This window comes from Bacteroidota bacterium (genome assembly GCA_020402865.1).
Lineage (GTDB): Bacteria > Bacteroidota > Bacteroidia > Palsa-965 > Palsa-965.
Window position 1 is genome coordinate 200190 of the sequence record JADBYT010000008.1, and the last position, 18740, is coordinate 218929.

General features: G+C 47.5%; 6 protein-coding genes. 3 read left to right on the plus strand and 3 right to left on the minus strand.

Translation table 11 applies throughout. The features are described 5' to 3' along the window. Positions 1-300 precede the first annotated feature (300 nt). From IM638_06670 to IM638_06680, 3 genes are all read left to right on the plus strand, one after another. Positions 301-4488: a T9SS type A sorting domain-containing protein gene (locus IM638_06670; GenBank protein MCA6362703.1), complete on the plus strand. Its 4188-nt coding sequence runs from the start codon at positions 301-303 to the stop codon at positions 4486-4488. Between the two features lie 93 nt (positions 4489-4581). Continuing rightward, positions 4582-5829, plus strand: coding sequence for an ABC transporter permease (locus IM638_06675; protein MCA6362704.1), 1248 nt, complete (start codon positions 4582-4584; stop codon positions 5827-5829). After that, positions 5826-6209 carry a hypothetical protein gene (locus IM638_06680; protein MCA6362705.1) on the plus strand — a complete coding sequence of 128 codons (384 nt, stop codon included), beginning with the start codon at positions 5826-5828 and terminating at the stop codon, positions 6207-6209. Before IM638_06675 ends, IM638_06680 begins: the two co-directional genes overlap by 4 nt. 60 nt (positions 6210-6269) lie before the next feature. On the opposite strand, the gene IM638_06685 is transcribed toward IM638_06680, so the two are convergent. From IM638_06685 to IM638_06695, 3 genes are all read right to left on the minus strand, one after another. After that, positions 6270-7061 carry a hypothetical protein gene (locus tag IM638_06685; GenBank protein MCA6362706.1) on the minus strand — a complete coding sequence of 264 codons (792 nt, stop codon included), beginning with the start codon at positions 7059-7061 and terminating at the stop codon, positions 6270-6272. Positions 7062-7251: 190 nt separating this feature from the next. Beyond that, positions 7252-7971, minus strand: a complete 720-nt coding sequence (locus IM638_06690) for a hypothetical protein (protein MCA6362707.1) — start codon at positions 7969-7971, stop codon at positions 7252-7254. A gap of 147 nt (positions 7972-8118) precedes the next feature. Beyond that, entirely contained in the window at positions 8119-18633 is a 10515-nt protein-coding gene (locus tag IM638_06695) for a hypothetical protein (GenBank protein MCA6362708.1), read from the minus strand. Positions 18634-18740 lie beyond the last annotated feature (107 nt).

Consider the following 18740-nt stretch of genomic DNA (forward strand, 5'->3'; position numbering starts at 1 on the left):
CTCAAAATGAATTAATCATTTGATTTACATTTCAATTAATTTACTATTTTTAATTTATTCCTGAGTTGAAGAAAACTCAGAATTAGTTATTTTATGATAACTAGATTTCCGAAAAGCTCACCTCATATTCACCCCTGAAAACACCCCGAGAAAACAAGTTTACGCTCACATCACAATAACCCAAAGGCAATAATCGCATCTGGCCGGAGACAAAGAACTCGTGATACGTGATTCCGCTCTTTGCTGCACTTGAAAAGCATAAATACTATCTCTATAAATTCCCCTACAACTAAAAGTCCCATGAGAAAGCTGCTTTTTGTTCTCCTGTTGAGCATAATTGCATCAGTGCCTGCTCTTGCACAAAGCTACATTATGAGTAACACTACGGTAACCACTTGTAGCGGTATCTTCTACGATACAGGGGGTGGGTCGGGCGATTATGGCAGTAACGAAAGTTTAACAATGACTATTACTTCGGCCAATGGCAACAGAGTGAATGTTAATTTCAGCTCGATGATATTTGCAAGTGGTGATGGTATGGTTATTTACGATGGGCCAACTACATCTCATCCCCGCATTGGAATCTTTTACGGAACTTCTTCGCCAAATATTCTCTCCACCGGCTCATCGCTTACATTCCATTGCTTCACAACCAGCAGCAATAATGCACCGGGGTGGGTGGCATCGATAACCTGTGCAGGCCCTGTATTACCGGTGTATAATATGAGTAATGGAACAGTTACTGCCTGCAGTGGTGCGTTTTATGATAATGGTGGAGCTGCGGGAGACTACGGGAACAACCTTACTATTACACAAACATTCTGTTCGGGAACTTCAGATCATTTGCAGTTTAGCTTCCTAAACTTCGACTCGTATTATCACCTCAATACAAATGACACCTTGTTTATGTATGACGGTGCTACAACCGGGGCTCCTTTGCTGGCTATATATGTAAAAGAATCTAAATTTGAAACGATAACCAGTTCGGGCACTTGTATTACTTTTTTGTTCAAATCTGATGCTGGTGGCCAGCAAACGGGCTGGGCCGGGCAATTCCAGTGTGTATCTTCTCCACCCTCTTCGCCAACACAATATAGCATGAGTACTGGTGTCCGCTATGTATGCAATGCTCTTTTTTTTGATGATGGCGGACCATTTGAACCTTACAGAACGGCTCTCAACATCACACAAACTTTTACTTCTGCCACTGGAGAGCGGCTTAGCCTGAACTTTACCTTCATGAGCATGTCAGCAGGTGATTACCTGTCAATTTACGACGGACCAACAACGGCTTATCCGCTTATTGGAACATATGAAAATTTACCCCCTGCAATTATATCGAGCGGAACATCACTCACTTTCGTTTGCCACACTTATAATATGAATGCTCAGGGCTGGGCAGCAACCATAAACTGTGCAGGCCCCACGCTTCCGGTATATAACATGAGCAACAGCACAATAACTGCATGCAGTGGTGTGTTTTATGACAATGGTGGCGCGGGTGCAAACTACACCAATAATCAGGATATTTCTCAAACATTTTGCTCAGGCACCAGCGACCATATACAGTTCAGTTTTAACAAGCTTGCTACCGGCCTTTCTTTGGGTGACACCATGTTTGTGCATGATGGAAGCAGTATAGCCGACCCACTACTGGCCATTCTGGTAAATGGTTCAAATTTTGAAACTTATACCAGCAGCGGCACCTGCCTTACGTTCCGGTTCAAATCAAATGCATCGGGCAACAATAGAGGCTGGGCTGGACAGTTTACCTGTGTTTCATCGGTGCCACCGCAAATGGTATTTATGATGAGTACGGGGATAAGGTATGTTTGTAATGCCTTGTTTTACGACGATGGTGGAATCGATGACTACTCAGGCAATTCAAATCTTACTCAAACATTTATTTCCAACAACGGTAATCGCATTTCAGTAAACTTCAATTCCATAAATCTGCTAAACAGCGATTCCATTTCTATTTACGATGGCCCCTCTGCGGCCTATCCATTGCTTGGCACGTATTCAAATTCCGGCTCGATAAATTTTACTTCAAGCGGCACCTCTCTTACGTTTGTTTTTGTCTCCACCCAATCATCAGGCTACTCAGGGTGGTATGCCACCATTTCCTGTGCCGGACCGGCGCTGCCTGTGTATAACATGAGCGGCGGCACAGTAACTGATTGCAGTGGCGCGTTCTATGATAATGGTGGCGCTACAGCTAATTACACCAACAATCAGGACATTACACAAACATTTTGCTCAGGCACTTCAGATCATATCAAGTTCAGATTTAACAATCTTGCTACCAGTCTTTCTTTGGGCGATACACTTTTTATACACGACGGAAACAGCACAGCGGCTCCGTTACTGGCAATTCTGGTGAACGGATCATTTTTTGAAACATTTACCAGCAGTGATACTTGTCTTACATTTCGTTTCAAATCAGACTTAGCCGGTAACAACACCGGCTGGGCGGGGCATTTTAGCTGTGTATCGTCAGTTCCTTTGCCAGCCTTATTTAATATGAGTGCCGGAGTGCGCTATGTATGTAATGCCTTGTTTTATGATAATGGCGGGGCGAACCAACCATACACCAACAACCAGAATAGCATACAAACGTTTACCTCTTACAATGGCGAAAAACTCGCTATAAACTTTAACACATTTACTATGGCTGCGGGTGATTATATATCTATATACGACGGGCCATCAACAGCCTATCCCCTGATTGGTACGTATTCCTCTTCAAGTCCGGGTTTCATTACTTCAACCGGTTCTTCGCTGACATTTGACTGTATCACCAATTCGAGTACAAATAGTTTTGGCTGGAGCGCCTCCATTACCTGTGCTGGTTCCGTTGTGCCCGTATATAACATGAGCAGCAGCACTGTAACGGTTTGTAACGGGGTGTTTTATGATGGCGGCGGCGGGGGAAGCAATTACGCCGATAACGAGAATAACTCCATGACCTTCACTTCGGCCAACGGAACGTTTTTGAAATTCGATTTCAATCCGCAGCATTTCAACCTCGCCACCGGCGACACATTATTTGTGTATGACGGGCCTTCAGCTGCATCACCATTGTATGCCGCATATACGGGCAGCGTGGCTACGCCAGGTTCAATTACCTCAAACACCAGCAGTTTCACGTTCCGCTTTGTAAGCAACAGTACAAGCAACAACGTAGGCTGGCAGGCATTCATAAGCTGTGTGGCGCAACCCGATACCAACCCGCAGATAAGCATGACGAGCGGCATACGCGCCACCTGCGGAGGGACATTCTACGACACTGGCGGGCCCAATGCTTACTACCTGAGCAACGAAAACCGGATAATGTCGTTCTACTCAAACAGCGGTTGCGGAATACGTTTTGCGTTTAACACGTTCAGTGTTTTTGGCGGTGCTGTTTTATATGTATATGATGGTCCCTCCATTACATCGCCGCTTATTGCCACACTCACCGGTTCAGCACTTCCACCTCCGGTTCAATCTTCGGGCAATGTACTTACGTTTCAATTTGTTTCTAATGCCAACGCTGGTTCCACAGGGTGGAGCGCAAACATTTCATGCCCTAATCAGCCTTCAGCAACTATTACCGCAAACGGTCCGCTGAATTTTTGTGTAGGCGAAAGCATCACACTTACTGCTCCACCAAACAATACCTACCTCTGGAGCAACGGAGACACTACGCAAAGCATTACGCTAAATAATTCAGGATCGTATTGGGTAACGGTGACCAACGCAAACAACTGCATAGCTGTATCAAATATTGTTACTGTAAATTCCAGCACAAGCATTACCAGCAATATCGTGTCCAACGGTCCGCTTTCATTCTGTCAGGGCGATTCGGTAACGCTTACGGCAACCGGCGGAAGCAGCTATTTGTGGAGCAACAATTCTACAGCAACGGCACTTAACATCACCCAGCCGGGCAGCTATTATGTGGTGGCAACCAACGGAACATGTATTGATACGTCGGCGGCAGTTACGGTTACTGTTAATCCGCAACCGGTTGCTACACTTACATTGCCGGTTGATAGTTTTTGTGTTGACCAGACTATAGGCATACAACTGAGTGGTGGTTCGCCGGTTGGCGGCTTATGGAGCGGTCCGGGTGTAAACGGCAGTTTGTTTACGCCTTCGGTGGCCGGAACGGGTTTGCACAATATTGTATATACTTACACCAACAACTATGCCTGCAGTGATAGCGCTTCACAAAGCATATTTGTGGATGCTTGCATAACAGTAGCTGAACTTTTTTTAGCCGATTTTGATATATATCCCAATCCGGCACAGCACTTTATACTCATCCGCCTTGGCGAAAACAATACTGCGCAAACCATTGCACTGTATGATATGGCAGGCAGGCTTATCCTGAGTGAAGCGGTAAACAACCGCACACAGGTTCAGCTTTCTCTCATCGGGCTGGAAAGTGGTGTGTATATAATTGAGGCTGGCAATAAGCAAGTAAAACTGGTTAAAGAATAGATTGTGTGTTGCTTATGAAAAAGCCGTATCCGGAAACGGGTGCGGCTTTTTTTACGCATGCAATTGAGCGGGAAAACCACGTATCTTTAAGCTGTGATTTTTCTGGCGTTATTTCGTGAAAGTGTGTTGTTTGCGTTGCATGCATTGCGCGTAAACCGGCTGCGCACTATCCTTTCGCTGCTTGGCGTTACCATTGGCATTTTTGCCATTATTACAGTGTTTACGGCAGTTGATTCGATGGAGAAAAAAGTGCGGGAGAGTATGTCGTCGCTGGGCGAAAATGTAGTTTATGTAGAAAAATGGCCGTGGACATTCGGGCCGGAATATCCCTGGTGGAAATATATTAACCGGCCTTTGCCCGACATTAAGGAACTTGAAGAAGTGAAGCGCCGCACCACGCTGGCTGATGCGGTAGTGTTTGTAGCGGATATGCGTAAAACTGTTTCGGCAGGCACATCGTTTGTTGAAAACTGTATAGTTACAGCGGCCTCACATGATTTTGACCAGGTAAATACATTCGACATTAAAACGGGGCGCTATTTTTCGGAGCTTGAATCAGAAACCGGGCGTGCAGTGGCTGTAATTGGCAGCGCAGTGGCAGATGCGCTTTTCCCGTCAACCGATCCGGTGGGGCAAACCATAAAACTGTTTGGGCGTAATGTAGAAGTGGTGGGCGTGGTGGCGCAACAGGGCGAAAGCATGTTTGGCACCAGCCTCGATGCAAAGGTGTTGCTGCCCATGCACTACGCGCGTACGCTGGTTGACATTACTGCGGAAGAATATCAGCCACACCTGCTTGTAAAAGCGCGCAACGGTGTAAAAACAGAAGATCTTACCGACGAACTTGAAGGTGTAATGCGTGGTTTGCGCCGGCTCAAACCTACCAGCGATGATAATTTTGCGCTCAATGAAGTGAGTTTGCTGGCACAGCCTACACAGGAAGTGTTTAATTTGCTGGGCACCATTGGCTGGATTATCGGCGCGTTTTCTATTCTGGTGGGCGGCTTTGGCATTGCCAATATTATGTTTGTATCCGTGCGCGAACGTACCAGCCAAATTGGCATTCAGAAGTCTCTTGGCGCGCGTAATTCGTTTATTCTGATGCAGTTTATGATCGAGTCGGTGGTGCTTTGTCTTATTGGCGGCATACTTGGGTTGCTGCTGGTGTGGGTCATTTCTGTCCTTGTGGCTTCGCTGCTTGATTTTGATTTTTCATTGTCGCTGGCCAATGTGGTGCTGGGCATCAGCATTTCAATTCTCATCGGACTTATTTCTGGTTTCATTCCCTCCTACTCGGCTTCACAGCTTGATCCGGTAGAAGCAATCCGCAGCAACGCATGAGTGAAACCGGAAAAATACCTTACAACCACACACACGGCTATCTTAAAGAGCGGCCGCGGTTGCTTACAATTTTATGTATTAAGCATTTCATCTTAACGCTTATTGGTTTTGCCGGTGTGCTTTCGCCACAGGTAAAACATGCCGGCATGTTTTATCCCAGCGCACTGGGAATTGTAATCAGTATTCAATTTATTTCCCTTATCGGCATCTGGCATCTTAAACGCTGGGGAGTACACCTTTTCACCTATTCTGTAATTGTATATGCCATGCTGCAAATTGTACTCGAACGTACAGGTTTGTTGGGGTACGACATATTCTGGGCAGTATTTCTGCTAATCACCTGTCTGGTCTATTACAGGCGCATGGACTCAAATCTATAGCGCCTGTTCAAAATAAAAGCAGCCCCGGGAGAGGCTGCTTTCATTATTGCAAGAGGAAAATTATTCAGACCAGTACACAAGATCAACCACAATGATTCCCTGTGCATTTACAAGGCTTTGCGAAAGTGTTACGGTATTTTCTACAGCACCGCTGAAGTAACCATCAAATGCATCAAACGTGTAAGTGCCTTCGGGCAGCGCGGTAAAGCAGGTGCCTTCCTGATTATCAGGATAGAGATAATCGTTGGTTGCATAACTGAACGCATAATAACCAAACAGGTCGTTGGCCTGTACTTCCTGGCCCTGATTGTTTACAATGCGTATGCACACATTGTACACCGGCTGGTAGCTGGCCCGTACTTCTTCGATAACCGTAATCAGGTCGTTGGCAAGGCTTTGCTGAAAATCGAGCACGGCATTGAGCGATGCAATGAGACTGAGTGCCTGCGGGTTGTTTCCGCCCTGAATAGCTGTAACAATCTGGTTGCTGTAGTCGAGTGCGAGGCCCTGCTGGTTCTGCACTTCAATGGCAATATCGTAAATACCGTCGGTTGAAAGCTGATTACCAGTTTGCACGTTGGCTTCATTCACCCAGTAAAGCGCGTTATCAGCCTCATCGAGCGTGCCGTTAAGTGCAGGCACAATGTTATTGATAAACTGATTGGCATCAGGTGCATTAAGCACTACAATCTGAAGCGCCAGATTATCGCTGACGGCGCGGGCAGTTTGTGCATTCTGCTGAATATTTTCAGCAGCAAAAACAGCATTATCGAGCTGCTGGTTAACAGTAAGTTGTGCCTTGGCTGCAAGCACAAGCATAAATGCCAGCGCAAACGATGTAATTTTTTTCATGGATTTGAGTTTTGGTTTCGCACAAACCTACAACTCAAACATTAGCATTTATTAAACATCATACTACTTAAATATTAAATTACTTACGCTCAAAAAAATAAGAAATTAACAGCCTTTCAGAATAGTATTTACTAAATAAATAACCGTGTTTAGTTTATATAAATCAATCAAAGCATTTAAAAAAACGCACTTAATCTTCCTTATTCATATCCGATACACGCACATCATTTACATATTCTTCCTGATAGGCAATTTTGCCGCCCTGTTTGTAAAAAATCATACTCCCGTTTTTTCGTTCGGCTTTGTAAGTACATTGTTGGATAGTATCCCCTTCGGGATTAATGAGAGCTACCGTACCATCGGGCTTTCCTACCGGACAGAAGAGATAGGTTTTCCAGTTGGCAATTTCGCGTTTATCGTCGGTTTGTTTCATTTTTACATAATACATTCCTTCACCCGACTTTTTAATGTTGCCCATTTTCTGCAGATGAATAATGTAGCATATACCACCGAGCGACTGATAGACTTTAATGTACTTTTTCAGCAGGAGTGTATCGGTTGATGTACGAACCACATCAGCACTATCACATTTTGTGTAAACAGGTTTTTGGGCATCCATCTCCTCCTGTTTCTTTTTATTCTTCTTTTCGCGTTCTTTTTGCACTTTCGCTACACTCTTATCGCGCTGGCGTTGTTTTTTTTCTTCCAGCTTTTTGGCCTTGGCCTTTTCCTTTTCGGTTTGGGGTTTTGCCGTGGGCGAAGCCTGCTTCTTTTTTTTCTTCTTCTTTTTCTTTTTGTCTTTGTCAGTTTTGTTTATGTGCATGGCAAACACCTCCGGCACGGGCCTAAATTCGGCCATTGCCGAGAATGCAAAAAATAGCAGCAAAAAATACAGCAGACGGATTTTCATAGTTGTATTTGCAAGTACGTTATGCTAATTTACGCATAATACGAAGCAAGTTACCCTATGGCTCAAGGCTGGACGGAAAAATAAAACAAGACTGCTCCCGAAACGGAAACAGTCTTGTTTAACAGCATGACGAGATGCTGCTTGTTTTTACCAGTTAAGTGTACCGTTAAAGGGCATTACGAGAATGATATCGAGCAGTTTGGTCTGATCAATTTTCCCGTCGGTAAGAATATCGTCGGGAACCGTTGTTGCGGCCAGCGTCCATGGTTGTCCTTTGCCGGGTACGGCCACCGGGGCTGTAGCTGAACCGATCTGCAGCAGGTGATCAGGCAGCGGCCAGGATGTTCCGGTTGTGCTGTTCAGCGACAGTTCCAGACCGGTCAGGCTTGTGCCTGGTGCGGTAGCAAGAAATACACCGGTTTGTCCGTCATCGTTGCCCAGCATTACGTTCGACAGGTTGGCCGGGTACATCTGGTTCACCAGTTCAAACGAAAGGTTAAATGTTTCGCCTGAAGGGTTGGTGCAGAAATTAAACCATGCTGCACCAAACATCTGGCGCATGCTGAGGTATTGCCAGCCTTTGTAATTCTGCACAGGCTCAAGTGCTGTAACCTGCGAGCGGAATGTGGCGCCACCATCTTCGGCGGTGTATTCAACGGTAATAATTACATCGCTGATGGAACGCAGATCAAAGGCGTTTGCAGCCTGCGGAATGCTGAGATTCCAGGATGATACGGCACCTGTGCCTTCAAACGGCAGGTATTGTTCGTCGTTGAAGTTCACCTGGAACATGCCCGCATCATTCACGCCGGTAGAAATAATAATTTCCTGGTTCGGGTTCCAGTTTACACGCAGCGATCCGTCGGATGGTGCGCTGGAAATCAGGCCAAGCAGGTATTCCACAGCATCAAGTGATGGTTTAACAGCTACCGCATTACCCGTTTGTGTGAGCGATGCATGGATGTTCTGATACGGACCAACGACAGCGGGGATTGTTACACTCAGCGATTTTATTTTCCGGTTGTAATGTCCCGGGAAATCCAGATCGTAACTCAGTTCATTGATATCGAACCTGCAGTTGCCGGTTGATACGAGTGTGAGCAGCGCCTGCGGGTTGTTCTGGCGCATGCTCCAGGTTTTGCGTATTTCCAGTTTGCGGTTGTTGCCGCTGATGTACGCATTTTCCATTTGCTGCAACGCCAGCGCAAGTGCATCACCGGCCAGCAGCCCCTGGTACGATGAATTCCATGCGGCGCTGTTGAGGTACGACTGATTTATATTCAGTTCATACTGCAATGCGTTTTGTGCGCTTTGTGCAAGGCTCCATGCGAGCTGAAACATCTGGAAATAGAGTGTGTTCAGCTGGCCCGACATCCAGGTGTAGAGTTCTTCGTTAGTAAATTTGGTTTTGAGGAACTGATATACTTCCTGTGCCTGAACCAGCTGGGTCTGATTTATTGCAGCCTCTCCTTTTGCGGCTTCCAGTGCAAAATTGTTGGCGGTAATCTGCGCCTGTATTTCTTTCATCTGGTTGCCCGCAATGTTTTTCTGCAGGTCCCATTCGAGCTCGCGGCGCACGTATTGGCTCATCTGTTGCATCATCTGAGCAGCAGCACCGGCAAGGTGCGCTTCGCCTTCAATGAGTTGAGCAGCTGCACTGATTGCTTCACCGAAATTCATCCCGCCATCAGCCAAACCAAAAATATCCGGGAACAGGTATGCAGGAACAGCAGGAATACGGATCGCATTGGCTATAAATGCACCGGCTGCGGCTTCGGCAGAAAGCAGCAGAGACAATGCCTCCAGCGGACCTATCGGATCTATCATCCAGCCGAGGTACGTGTTATGTACATATTTTGCATTGGCGTAGCTGGCCTGTAATCCTTCACCCACATACTGCAACTGGTTTACCTGTGCGGCTTTCACATCGTTGGTCATGTTGTAAATAACCTGCTGGTAACCGGCCTGCAGTTGCGAAAGGTATTCGGCATCTTTTTTCTCAAATGCAGCGAGTAATTCCCCGCCGAGACGAACGACTTCACCGGTAACCGATTTTGCCTGGTTAATGAGGTAACTGAAGCGGAACCATGGCACAGCTGGTGTGGCAGCATTAACCGTTCCGCTGCCAATAGTTGTGGCAGAAAAATTAGTAACCAGTGAACGCGGATCAATGGGGGCTGCAAACAACGGTATGGCATTGGGCGCACCGGTAATGGTAAGGCCATGCCGTATTTTGTAAAGCCGGTCGGCAACCAGTTGCCAGTAACCAAGCAGTTGTTTATTCGAAGGCACACAGTAATATGCGTCAATTATACTCTGCACCTGTTGCGGCAGCGTTGGTCCGTCCGTCGTGGTAAAATCCGACAGCCCGTTTTCCATTTCAATAAGAAACTGCGGAACACCGGCAGTGCCATATTCCAGTTCAATGGCGTTGTAATTTACAGTGGGCTGCGGTTCTTCCACCACCGTTTTTACCGGTTTGCGGCCGAGCAGTGTTTCGGCAAGTACATACCGCATGGTGGCATCGGATAGCGATTCCCAGGTATCCTGTGTAAACAGCGAATCGCCCCAGTTGATGAGGTTTTCGATGTAACGCATGAACGTTGCTTTCTGCCACGAGTTCACGCGCAGCCGTGCGATGCTGTCAGGGTCGAACGGATCGTATTCATATACCGCCATCTGCATGCTTGCGGTATAATACGCAGCCGGCTGCAGGAAGGAATCCTGCCACGCATCACCGTTCAGTATGTGGTACAGTGATGTGGCATTGATGCGGCGGAAAGGCAGGAAATTCCAGAACGCCGCATTGGGTCCAATCGTGATGTAACTCTGGTACATTTTTTTGATGGCACTGCTTTTTTTGGCGTAGTCATATAAGGCCACGTCGGCTATAATGCCATTAAAATAAAAAACATCCGTCTTTGCAGAATTACCACAACCCACCCGGAAAGGGCTATGCGTATTCTGTCTGTATCCGGTAACGGCAGCCGGATTTTGAGTTACTTTTTTTCCATTGATATACACGTCTACTTTTTTCCCGTCATAACGGCCGACCACAAACATCCATTCGTTGAGTGTGTTCAGCGTGTACGACTCAGCTGAAACAAAATTAATCGATGCGCCATTCAGCTGGGCATAAATAGTAAGCTTTAAACACCAGTTATTGGTTGTGGTTTTCACAAACTGAAGGTGGTAACCTCCGTTATCCGTACTGCTCTGGGAATTAACAATAGTGCAGTTTTTTGATGTTGTAGGCGGTCCTGTCAGTTTTACCCATGCTGTAATTGTAAACTCAGCCGGGTTCAGTAATGCATTGTAACCGGTAGTTGCTATGGACGGACTGGAACCTGAATTAAATGTCCAGGTGGTACGGTCTAAAAATGCAAACGGCAAACCGTCGCCGGAGGCCGATGTAACATTGGTTGCAGTAAGTTCAAAAGCTGCATCACTGGCAGTTACAGATGGAAATGTTATAGCAGTAGTCGTGCCGTTATTTCTGTTGATGGGCCAGTAGGCTACCGGTCCGGTTTCTTTTTCCGGGCTCGTGATAAAATCAAACCATTCTTCACCGGCATTCGGTTGCAAAGCCGTTGGATTAAAAATACGCTGGTACCATTTTTCAGCGGCATCAAATTTATTGCTGCTGCGCAACTGTTCAGCAACAAGGTAAGGCGCATAAAAGAAAATTTCCCAGAAATAAATACTGAAGGCACCGTTAAAATTCATCAGGTCCGAACCGGGTAATTCGGTATAAGTGGTTGGATTGAATTGATGAAGTGATTCTTCGTCCAGTTGCTGCATCTGCGGGGCAAACAACCCGTCGAAACCGGTTTTTGCAAGCACCGTTATAAGCTGTGCCACGGTATCGGTGTTCACCCGTACAAAACGCATTTTCGGCTGTGCTGGTGATACCAGCGGCGATTTGGAGTACGACACATGCAGCGAATCATTGCCTGTTGAAATCTGCATGCACTCGGTATCCGTATTGTTCAGGGCATCCGGAAACGCAAGATAGGCCTGTGTATCCGTATTGAAAACAAAAGCTCCTGCACTGTTACTGATGCGGTTAAATGAAGTGAGCGGACCGTGTAAGCCCGACAGGTACAGGTACCCGTTGGCCTGCTGGTAAAGCACCAGTGCTTCTGCCGGGGTAAGTGTTACACGATGGTAGAGCAGACCGAAAATGTAACCATTAAACCCATGAAAGGTGAGGTTTGAGTCGGTGGCTGCTGTAAATGACTGGCCACTGCTACTGAGCCGCAAACTACGGCCGTTCAGGTAAATTTCGACCTCCGTTTTATTGCTGGTTATTGTTACGTAGTACCATGTGTTTGTAGCAACAGCCGATGAACCGACTTTATATATAGCACCTTGGTATTGGTTGTTTGCATAATATACATACAACCCGTAAGCCGTCGGGGTACTTCCGGAAATGCTTTCATACTTCATTCCCAGAACGGAGTTTACTTCATCGTGGCTGTTGCTGTAGCCGTTTGGTGCAACAAAAAGGGTGGTGTTGTTGGCTATACCATTAGCAAGATAAATCCAGAAACTGAAGGAACTGTGTTTTTGTATTTTATTGGTTGACCAGTCTAAAACAACATTCCCGGACTGTAAATTCGGTACGCTTATACCCGGAAGCCTGGTATAGGCTGTTGACCAGTTCGCACCACTTGTCGTCCCGTTTTTCCCGGAAATAATATCATAAACAGTATGGTCAACCACAAAATTATCCGTTTCTGTACACGGCCACCACGAATACGCCGGGGGAAGTTCCATGTTCAGCAGCGATGAGGTTACATCAAATACAAGCCCGTACCCGTCATTTTCTTTAACCAAAGCACCTTCCACAAAATTTGCCCCGGTAGTGTCAATCCATAAACTATAATCACGCGTGGTAAATGATGCGGTAAGCAGCGTAGCAGGCAGTACGGTGGTGTATTTGTTTTTATGCTTGTACGCATAATGCGCTGCAGCGTACAACTGCCCCTGCAACTGATGCGCTGCTTCGTTCATTTTCTTGTTCGGAAGTGTCGGGGCATTTGCAACGGTAAGGTCGCAGGTAACATAAGGCCCGAGTACCACCACCAATGCTTCGCCTACGCCCGACGTTTTGGAAAAAGGCAATACGTTTACTTTATTCCATGATTTGTCATTGTAATACGGATAGCGTTTTGATTGATCGGCATTCACCATTTGTGAGCCGTATAAACAGCCCGGATAAAAATCAAGGTATTTTGTACCATTGCCGGTTACCGCAATCAGGATGTCTTTCTTTAAAACCGATGGTTCAATCCACGATGAGTTAAAGTCGCGCCACGAATAATAAACTGTGGCATAGGTGGTGGTGAATTTTTTGGAATCGGAATCCGACGAACTGCTGCTGCTGCTGCTGCTGCTGCTGCTGCTGCTTGTTTTCGGTGAAACCTCGCTTTCTTTAACCCCGGTCGTATTCGTTATCTGTGTCTGTTCCACCCAAAAAATAAACTGCCTTCCAAAAGCCGTTACTGTTGTAACATATTCTGAATTGATGGACAACCCTATTTTTTCCCATGGTCCAAAGTTGACCTGTGTAGCATCGGCCGGATCAATATGCTCGTCGTTAACAGCCGTTTCGCTGGTTACAAGCATGGCTGTGCGGAAATAAAATACAGCCGGTGATGTTTGTGAGCGACCGACCATGTTTATCACCCGGCGCTGGTTACCGGTGTTCATACCCGGAACACTGTCAGGCAGATCAACCATGCAGGCATCTACCAGCATTAAGCTGGCTACATCGGAAATGGTTTCAAGGTAGCTGGCCATGGCGGTACGCACCGTGTCGTCGGTAACCTGGTTTTTCGACAGGTCGTTTACCAGCTGGCGGAATGCATCACTCTGGTATTTGCGGAGGGTTGGATCTACATAATTTTCAGGGTACAGGTACACCTCGCGGTTCGCCTGCCACACCCGGTAAGTGTTCATCCATTTCCACCAGGCTTGCGGAATATTATTTACAGCACCGGGCTCCAGGTTGTTGATGATGCGGTTCACATACAACTGCAGGCTGTTCATCGCCGCAACTGTCCACGATGTTTTAACATCCGCGGACATGTTCACATCAATAAGCAGGTACTCATACAATTCTTCGCGGTTCTTAACCCCACCGATGGATGGCTCCAGGAGCCACATCAGCCAATCGCATAATACATCACGCACCTGGGTGCGGATCCTGCCGTTGTTTTCAGTAACCGCGTCGGCTCCCTGCTGCGTGGTTAGTGCGGCGTTGGTTGCCGCGGTGGCATTATCAAAGGTTTGCCAGGTGGAGCTGCCCGGCGAAAAACAGTTTTGTGCGGAAAGCTGCTGCAGCAACAACAGCGTGTTCATACCCATGCCGGTTTTTTCTTCCGCAGCAATCACATCCGCAATCTTGCGGACACCCGAAACGATATTGAAGTTAACCGCAGTAAAACAGGAACTCCCGGTAATCAGTTTCAGCTCGTTGTAATCCCAACCCGTTAGCCGGGCCAGCAGGGTAAGCTGGTCATCGGAAGGTTGCAGATGCGAAGTAGCAGTTATGGCCGGTGCTTTTTCAAAATAACCGATGAGGCCGTTCACCTCGTTACACATTTGCTGCAACGATTTATAATCACTGAGTTCCTTCAGTTGTGCCACCGTAAACAGGTAGCTTCCGAAAGTAAATGAAGGGGTAGTGGATGTACTGAACTTCGCGGAATACAGCCCGATCTTACTTACTTCCTGGCCGGTCAGTTTAAACCAGCGGGTAAGTGTACTGTTATATTTTACCGTATCGAGGTAGCTGCTGCGGTTGGGATTGGTTTTTATATCGGCATTGAGCAGCAGGTTCGGGCTGTAGGTCATTGCGCCTGCGGGGGTGGTAAATGCAGACTGGTTGTTCACTTCATTACTGCTGAGCAAACAAATACCATACATTGTTTCTGCACTCGTTCCTGCAGCGGCAGCAAGTGAACGGATAACCAGGTCCGTTTGCACAGCCTGGGCGGTTATAAGTGTACCGGTTACTGCTGTCACAATTTTTTCGGATGGCAGATCTGGAACAGGAATCCATGCGGGCTGACCAAAGAATGTTCCGTTGTAAGCCGTGCCTCCCGGGGAAAGATTTGCAACAGTTGTTCCTGTTCCGTCATTCATTGGCCAGTAGGCAATAAGGCCGGCCTCATTGCCGGTAAATTCAGTAAACATATCCTCCATCACCTGTTCCGCTGTGCGGGCGGTATTCCAGATAGAAAGGTTGGCCATGCAGCCGGTAAATGAATTTGCAGCATAATAAGCCGGTGTTGTCGGCTGCACATAAACACCCGGAACATCTTGCGGCAGGCGGCCTTCGCCAACCTGTATGCCGTTGCAGTAAAGGCGCCAGTTGCCGTGGTCGTTTACCCACGAGATAAATGCCCATTCGTTATCTGCTTTGAAAAAGCCGGGAGCACTTCCCACATAATAATGGTTGTTGTATCCTTCCGAAATCTGCAGTTGCCCGGGCAGCACTCCGTTTGCCATTTGTGATAATACAATTCCGGGGGCCATATTATTGTTGTCCCACACCACCCGGTTTCCGACAAACATAGGCCATCCAGGCGTGGTAATGCTATTGAGCTGCCCCCACAAACTGATCGTAAAACAGTTGGTGGATTGTACCGTTGCATCGGCAAACGGATCAAACGGAAACTGCACCGTGTCGCCGTTAGCTGCATTAAACGAAATAACGAAACGCGACGGATTCACCTTAAACAGCGCGGGACCTGAAACGGCACCAGTATATAACACCTGCGTGATAGTTCCCGGATTGATGGTCATGTAATTGGTAACCAGTCCGCCGGAAGTAAGCACCTGTGCGTTTACCAGTTCATCGTAAATGGCCTGTGCAGTGGCGGCATTTACAGTATCGGTAACAAACGAAGCGGGGGTAACAATAACCTGTTCAGCCGACTTTATCATTGTATCCATTGCCCGGTCAAATGTTTCCGTAACGGATGCGGGGACTGTGCCTTCAGGATAAGTACCCGTGGTGAGGTACGAAAGCTGGCTGCTGCTGATGCGTGCTTTTTTCATCCAGGCCGCATATTCACACAATAGAACAACCTGCTGCTGTGTCCAGCGCAGCTGTGATGTACTGAGCTGCATACCTGCCCGGGTTGTAAGCGTTATAAAATCAGGCACCGGCATACGCACAAGTTTTGCAAAACGGGCAATGCGATACAGTAACGACATGTTCTCCACCGACAGCGAAAGGGAGGTCGCTGTTGTGACTGAACCAGCAATTGCCGCAAGGTCAGCAGCCGAAATACCAAGTGCTGCAGCAAGCTGGTTCGAAATGCGCTGGTCCTGGCTGTAGTTTGAGCCTTTGAATGTCCATGAAATTACCGCTGACATAAAGAGCGGGTTGTTCGAATAAATCGGGCGGTAGTAACTTTGTTCTGTATCAACACCGCTGTCATTCAGCAGCGGCGGGGAGTTATAAACACGGTCCCAGAGGTCCTGCGGCGTTGTGCCGTTGCCGCGCCCGTAGGTTTTCATGTCGTACCAGAAACTGCACAGCTCATCCACAGGAATCGTATATTGTTTCGTCAGCTCCGCAATTTTTCCGAGCGAAACAACCATGTCATTCGTAACCGGTGTTGCGCTGCCACTGATTGATTTCAGTGCCCAGTCCAGTTCATCATACGACCACCCCGTTTGTGCCTTCAGCCTTATAAGCACGGCCAGCTGGTTCAGCGCAGCATCGTTCAGTATGGTGTTTTCACCCGCCGGGGTGTTACCGGTAACACCATCGGAAAGGGCGAGTGCGGCAGGCGAAACGGCATTTGAAGTACTATCGTAACTTTTTTCTATCAGCTGGATGTATGTACTGGCCGAAAGCACACTGTTCAGGTATAACCCATGCAACAGCGTCGGATTCATTTCCGAAATCGTACCTATGGGCAGCGACTCATACTGTGCAAAATAAATCGGATTGCCTCGGCTTGCATCATATTGGTTTTTCCCCAGATCATGCGCCACATCGCCACCCGTTTCATCCAGGGGCCAGTAACAAAACAGGTGATCATCGTCGTAGTTTTTCAGACGGCTGTACATCAGGCTTTTGATCTGCGCTTCTGTACGTGCCCGGGTCCATATCCGTATTTCCGATAAAGCACCTCCATAGGATGACCCGCTGATATAACCGATATTGATTGCAGAGCTTTCTGACTGCGATACGGGATACGGTGCAATCTGATAACCCGAATCCATAACCCCATTAATATAAATGTAATGTTCACCCGTGGAATAATGCCGGGTGTATGCAATGTGTGTCCAGGTATTCAGCGTAAGATTCCGGGAAGATGTAATAGTAATCGTTGAACCGTTGGACGCTAAAATATAGGTACACTCCACCTGCCCTTGCTCATTCAGTGTAAGGAAAAACTCCTGGCCGGTGCCTTTGCCGATGATGGTAACTACACCGCCTGTAATCCGGGTCGGAAATGCCCAGAGTTCGATCGTAAGCGATTCGGTGAGCATCGCATTTTCAAACGCCGCAGTAGATATATCCCTGCTGCCATTATCGTACATGGCATAACCGCCGGTGCCGCGTTTCAGATCCTGGTACACCAGTTGTTCCAACTGATCAGGCACAAGACCTGTTTGCTGCAGCAAAACAGTTTGCTGCGAAAGTGCCGTGCAAACTTCGCTGTCGGTTGGTGTGCCGGTAATTCCATACCGTTGTGCAAGGGTATAGGAAGTTGCTCCTTTCACAAGTGCAAGTTGTTCCGGCGAAAGGTTAAGCGTTTCGGCTGCCGCTGCAGGTGGCGCGGTATCAAGCAGATCATAAACCACATTCAGCGGCACTCCCAGTTTTTCCATCGCGCCGCGGATAGTAAGCAGTGATACATTAAACGGTGCATTAAACGGATAAACCGATCCGGCAATTACCTGCATCGGATCAGTTCCGGCAGTAAAATTGACCTGCAGGTTCTGCTGCAAAATGGCGTTTACAATATCCAGGTAACGTACTTCCGTTTCAGCCGTTTTGCAGTCGAGCGGCATCGTCCATAAATCGGGACGGCGGTACTGCAGCGTAAACAGTTCTTCCAGCGGCGGTGTAACATACTTTGTTACCATCCGCATCAGGTCGGTGAAATACGCGGCCGGTCCGAAAATGCTCTGGCATTCGTCACAATCGCAGGTAAGCATCGGCCCGAACAGGCGCCGGTAATCCGGAATACCCTCCTGGAAATCCGGTTTTCTATCACGCGACGGTGCTGTAACGGTATCCAGTTCCAGCTCCTTCGGCTTCGCCAGCGCCAGCTCAAAACTGCTGCGGCGGATGCGTGCGGCATTGCCCGCAATTTTTGCACACAGCGCAGCGGGATCAGTTACACCGGTTATACCCGAAAGTGCAGGCACCGCTTTTTGTGCAAAGTCATCCGCATCCAGCGAAGCAATGTGATGCGCACTGTGAAAGCCCAGCCCTTCGAGCGCAGCCGCCACGTTTTCGTCCGGATACACTTTCAGCATGCGTTGCCGCGTTCGCAGTTGCTGCAGCAACTGTTTCTGATCGGTATCTGCAGGCCAGTTGTATTGCGCAAGGGCTTCGGCGCTGAAGAGGTCAGCGGTTTGTAAGTTGAGGCCGGCGTTGGCGGCGAGGAAGGTGGTGATGGACATATTTTTATTGATTTCTTAATTTTGTTTTTGATACCTTTCAGAAGATCGTTTATCGTAATCTTTTTTTTGGCAGGAACCTGCCTCCGGGAATTAACTCCCTGTGTTGA

Coding starts and splice junctions, on each gene's coding strand:
- IM638_06670 (MCA6362703.1), top strand. CDS start 301: ATGAGAAAGCTGCTTTTTGTTCTCCTGTTGAGCATAATTGCATCAGTG.
- IM638_06690 (MCA6362707.1), bottom strand. CDS start 7,971: ATGAAAATCCGTCTGCTGTATTTTTTGCTGCTATTTTTTGCATTCTCG.
- IM638_06680 (MCA6362705.1), top strand. CDS start 5,826: ATGAGTGAAACCGGAAAAATACCTTACAACCACACACACGGCTATCTT.
- IM638_06685 (MCA6362706.1), bottom strand. CDS start 7,061: ATGAAAAAAATTACATCGTTTGCGCTGGCATTTATGCTTGTGCTTGCA.
- IM638_06695 (MCA6362708.1), bottom strand. CDS start 18,633: ATGTCCATCACCACCTTCCTCGCCGCCAACGCCGGCCTCAACTTACAA.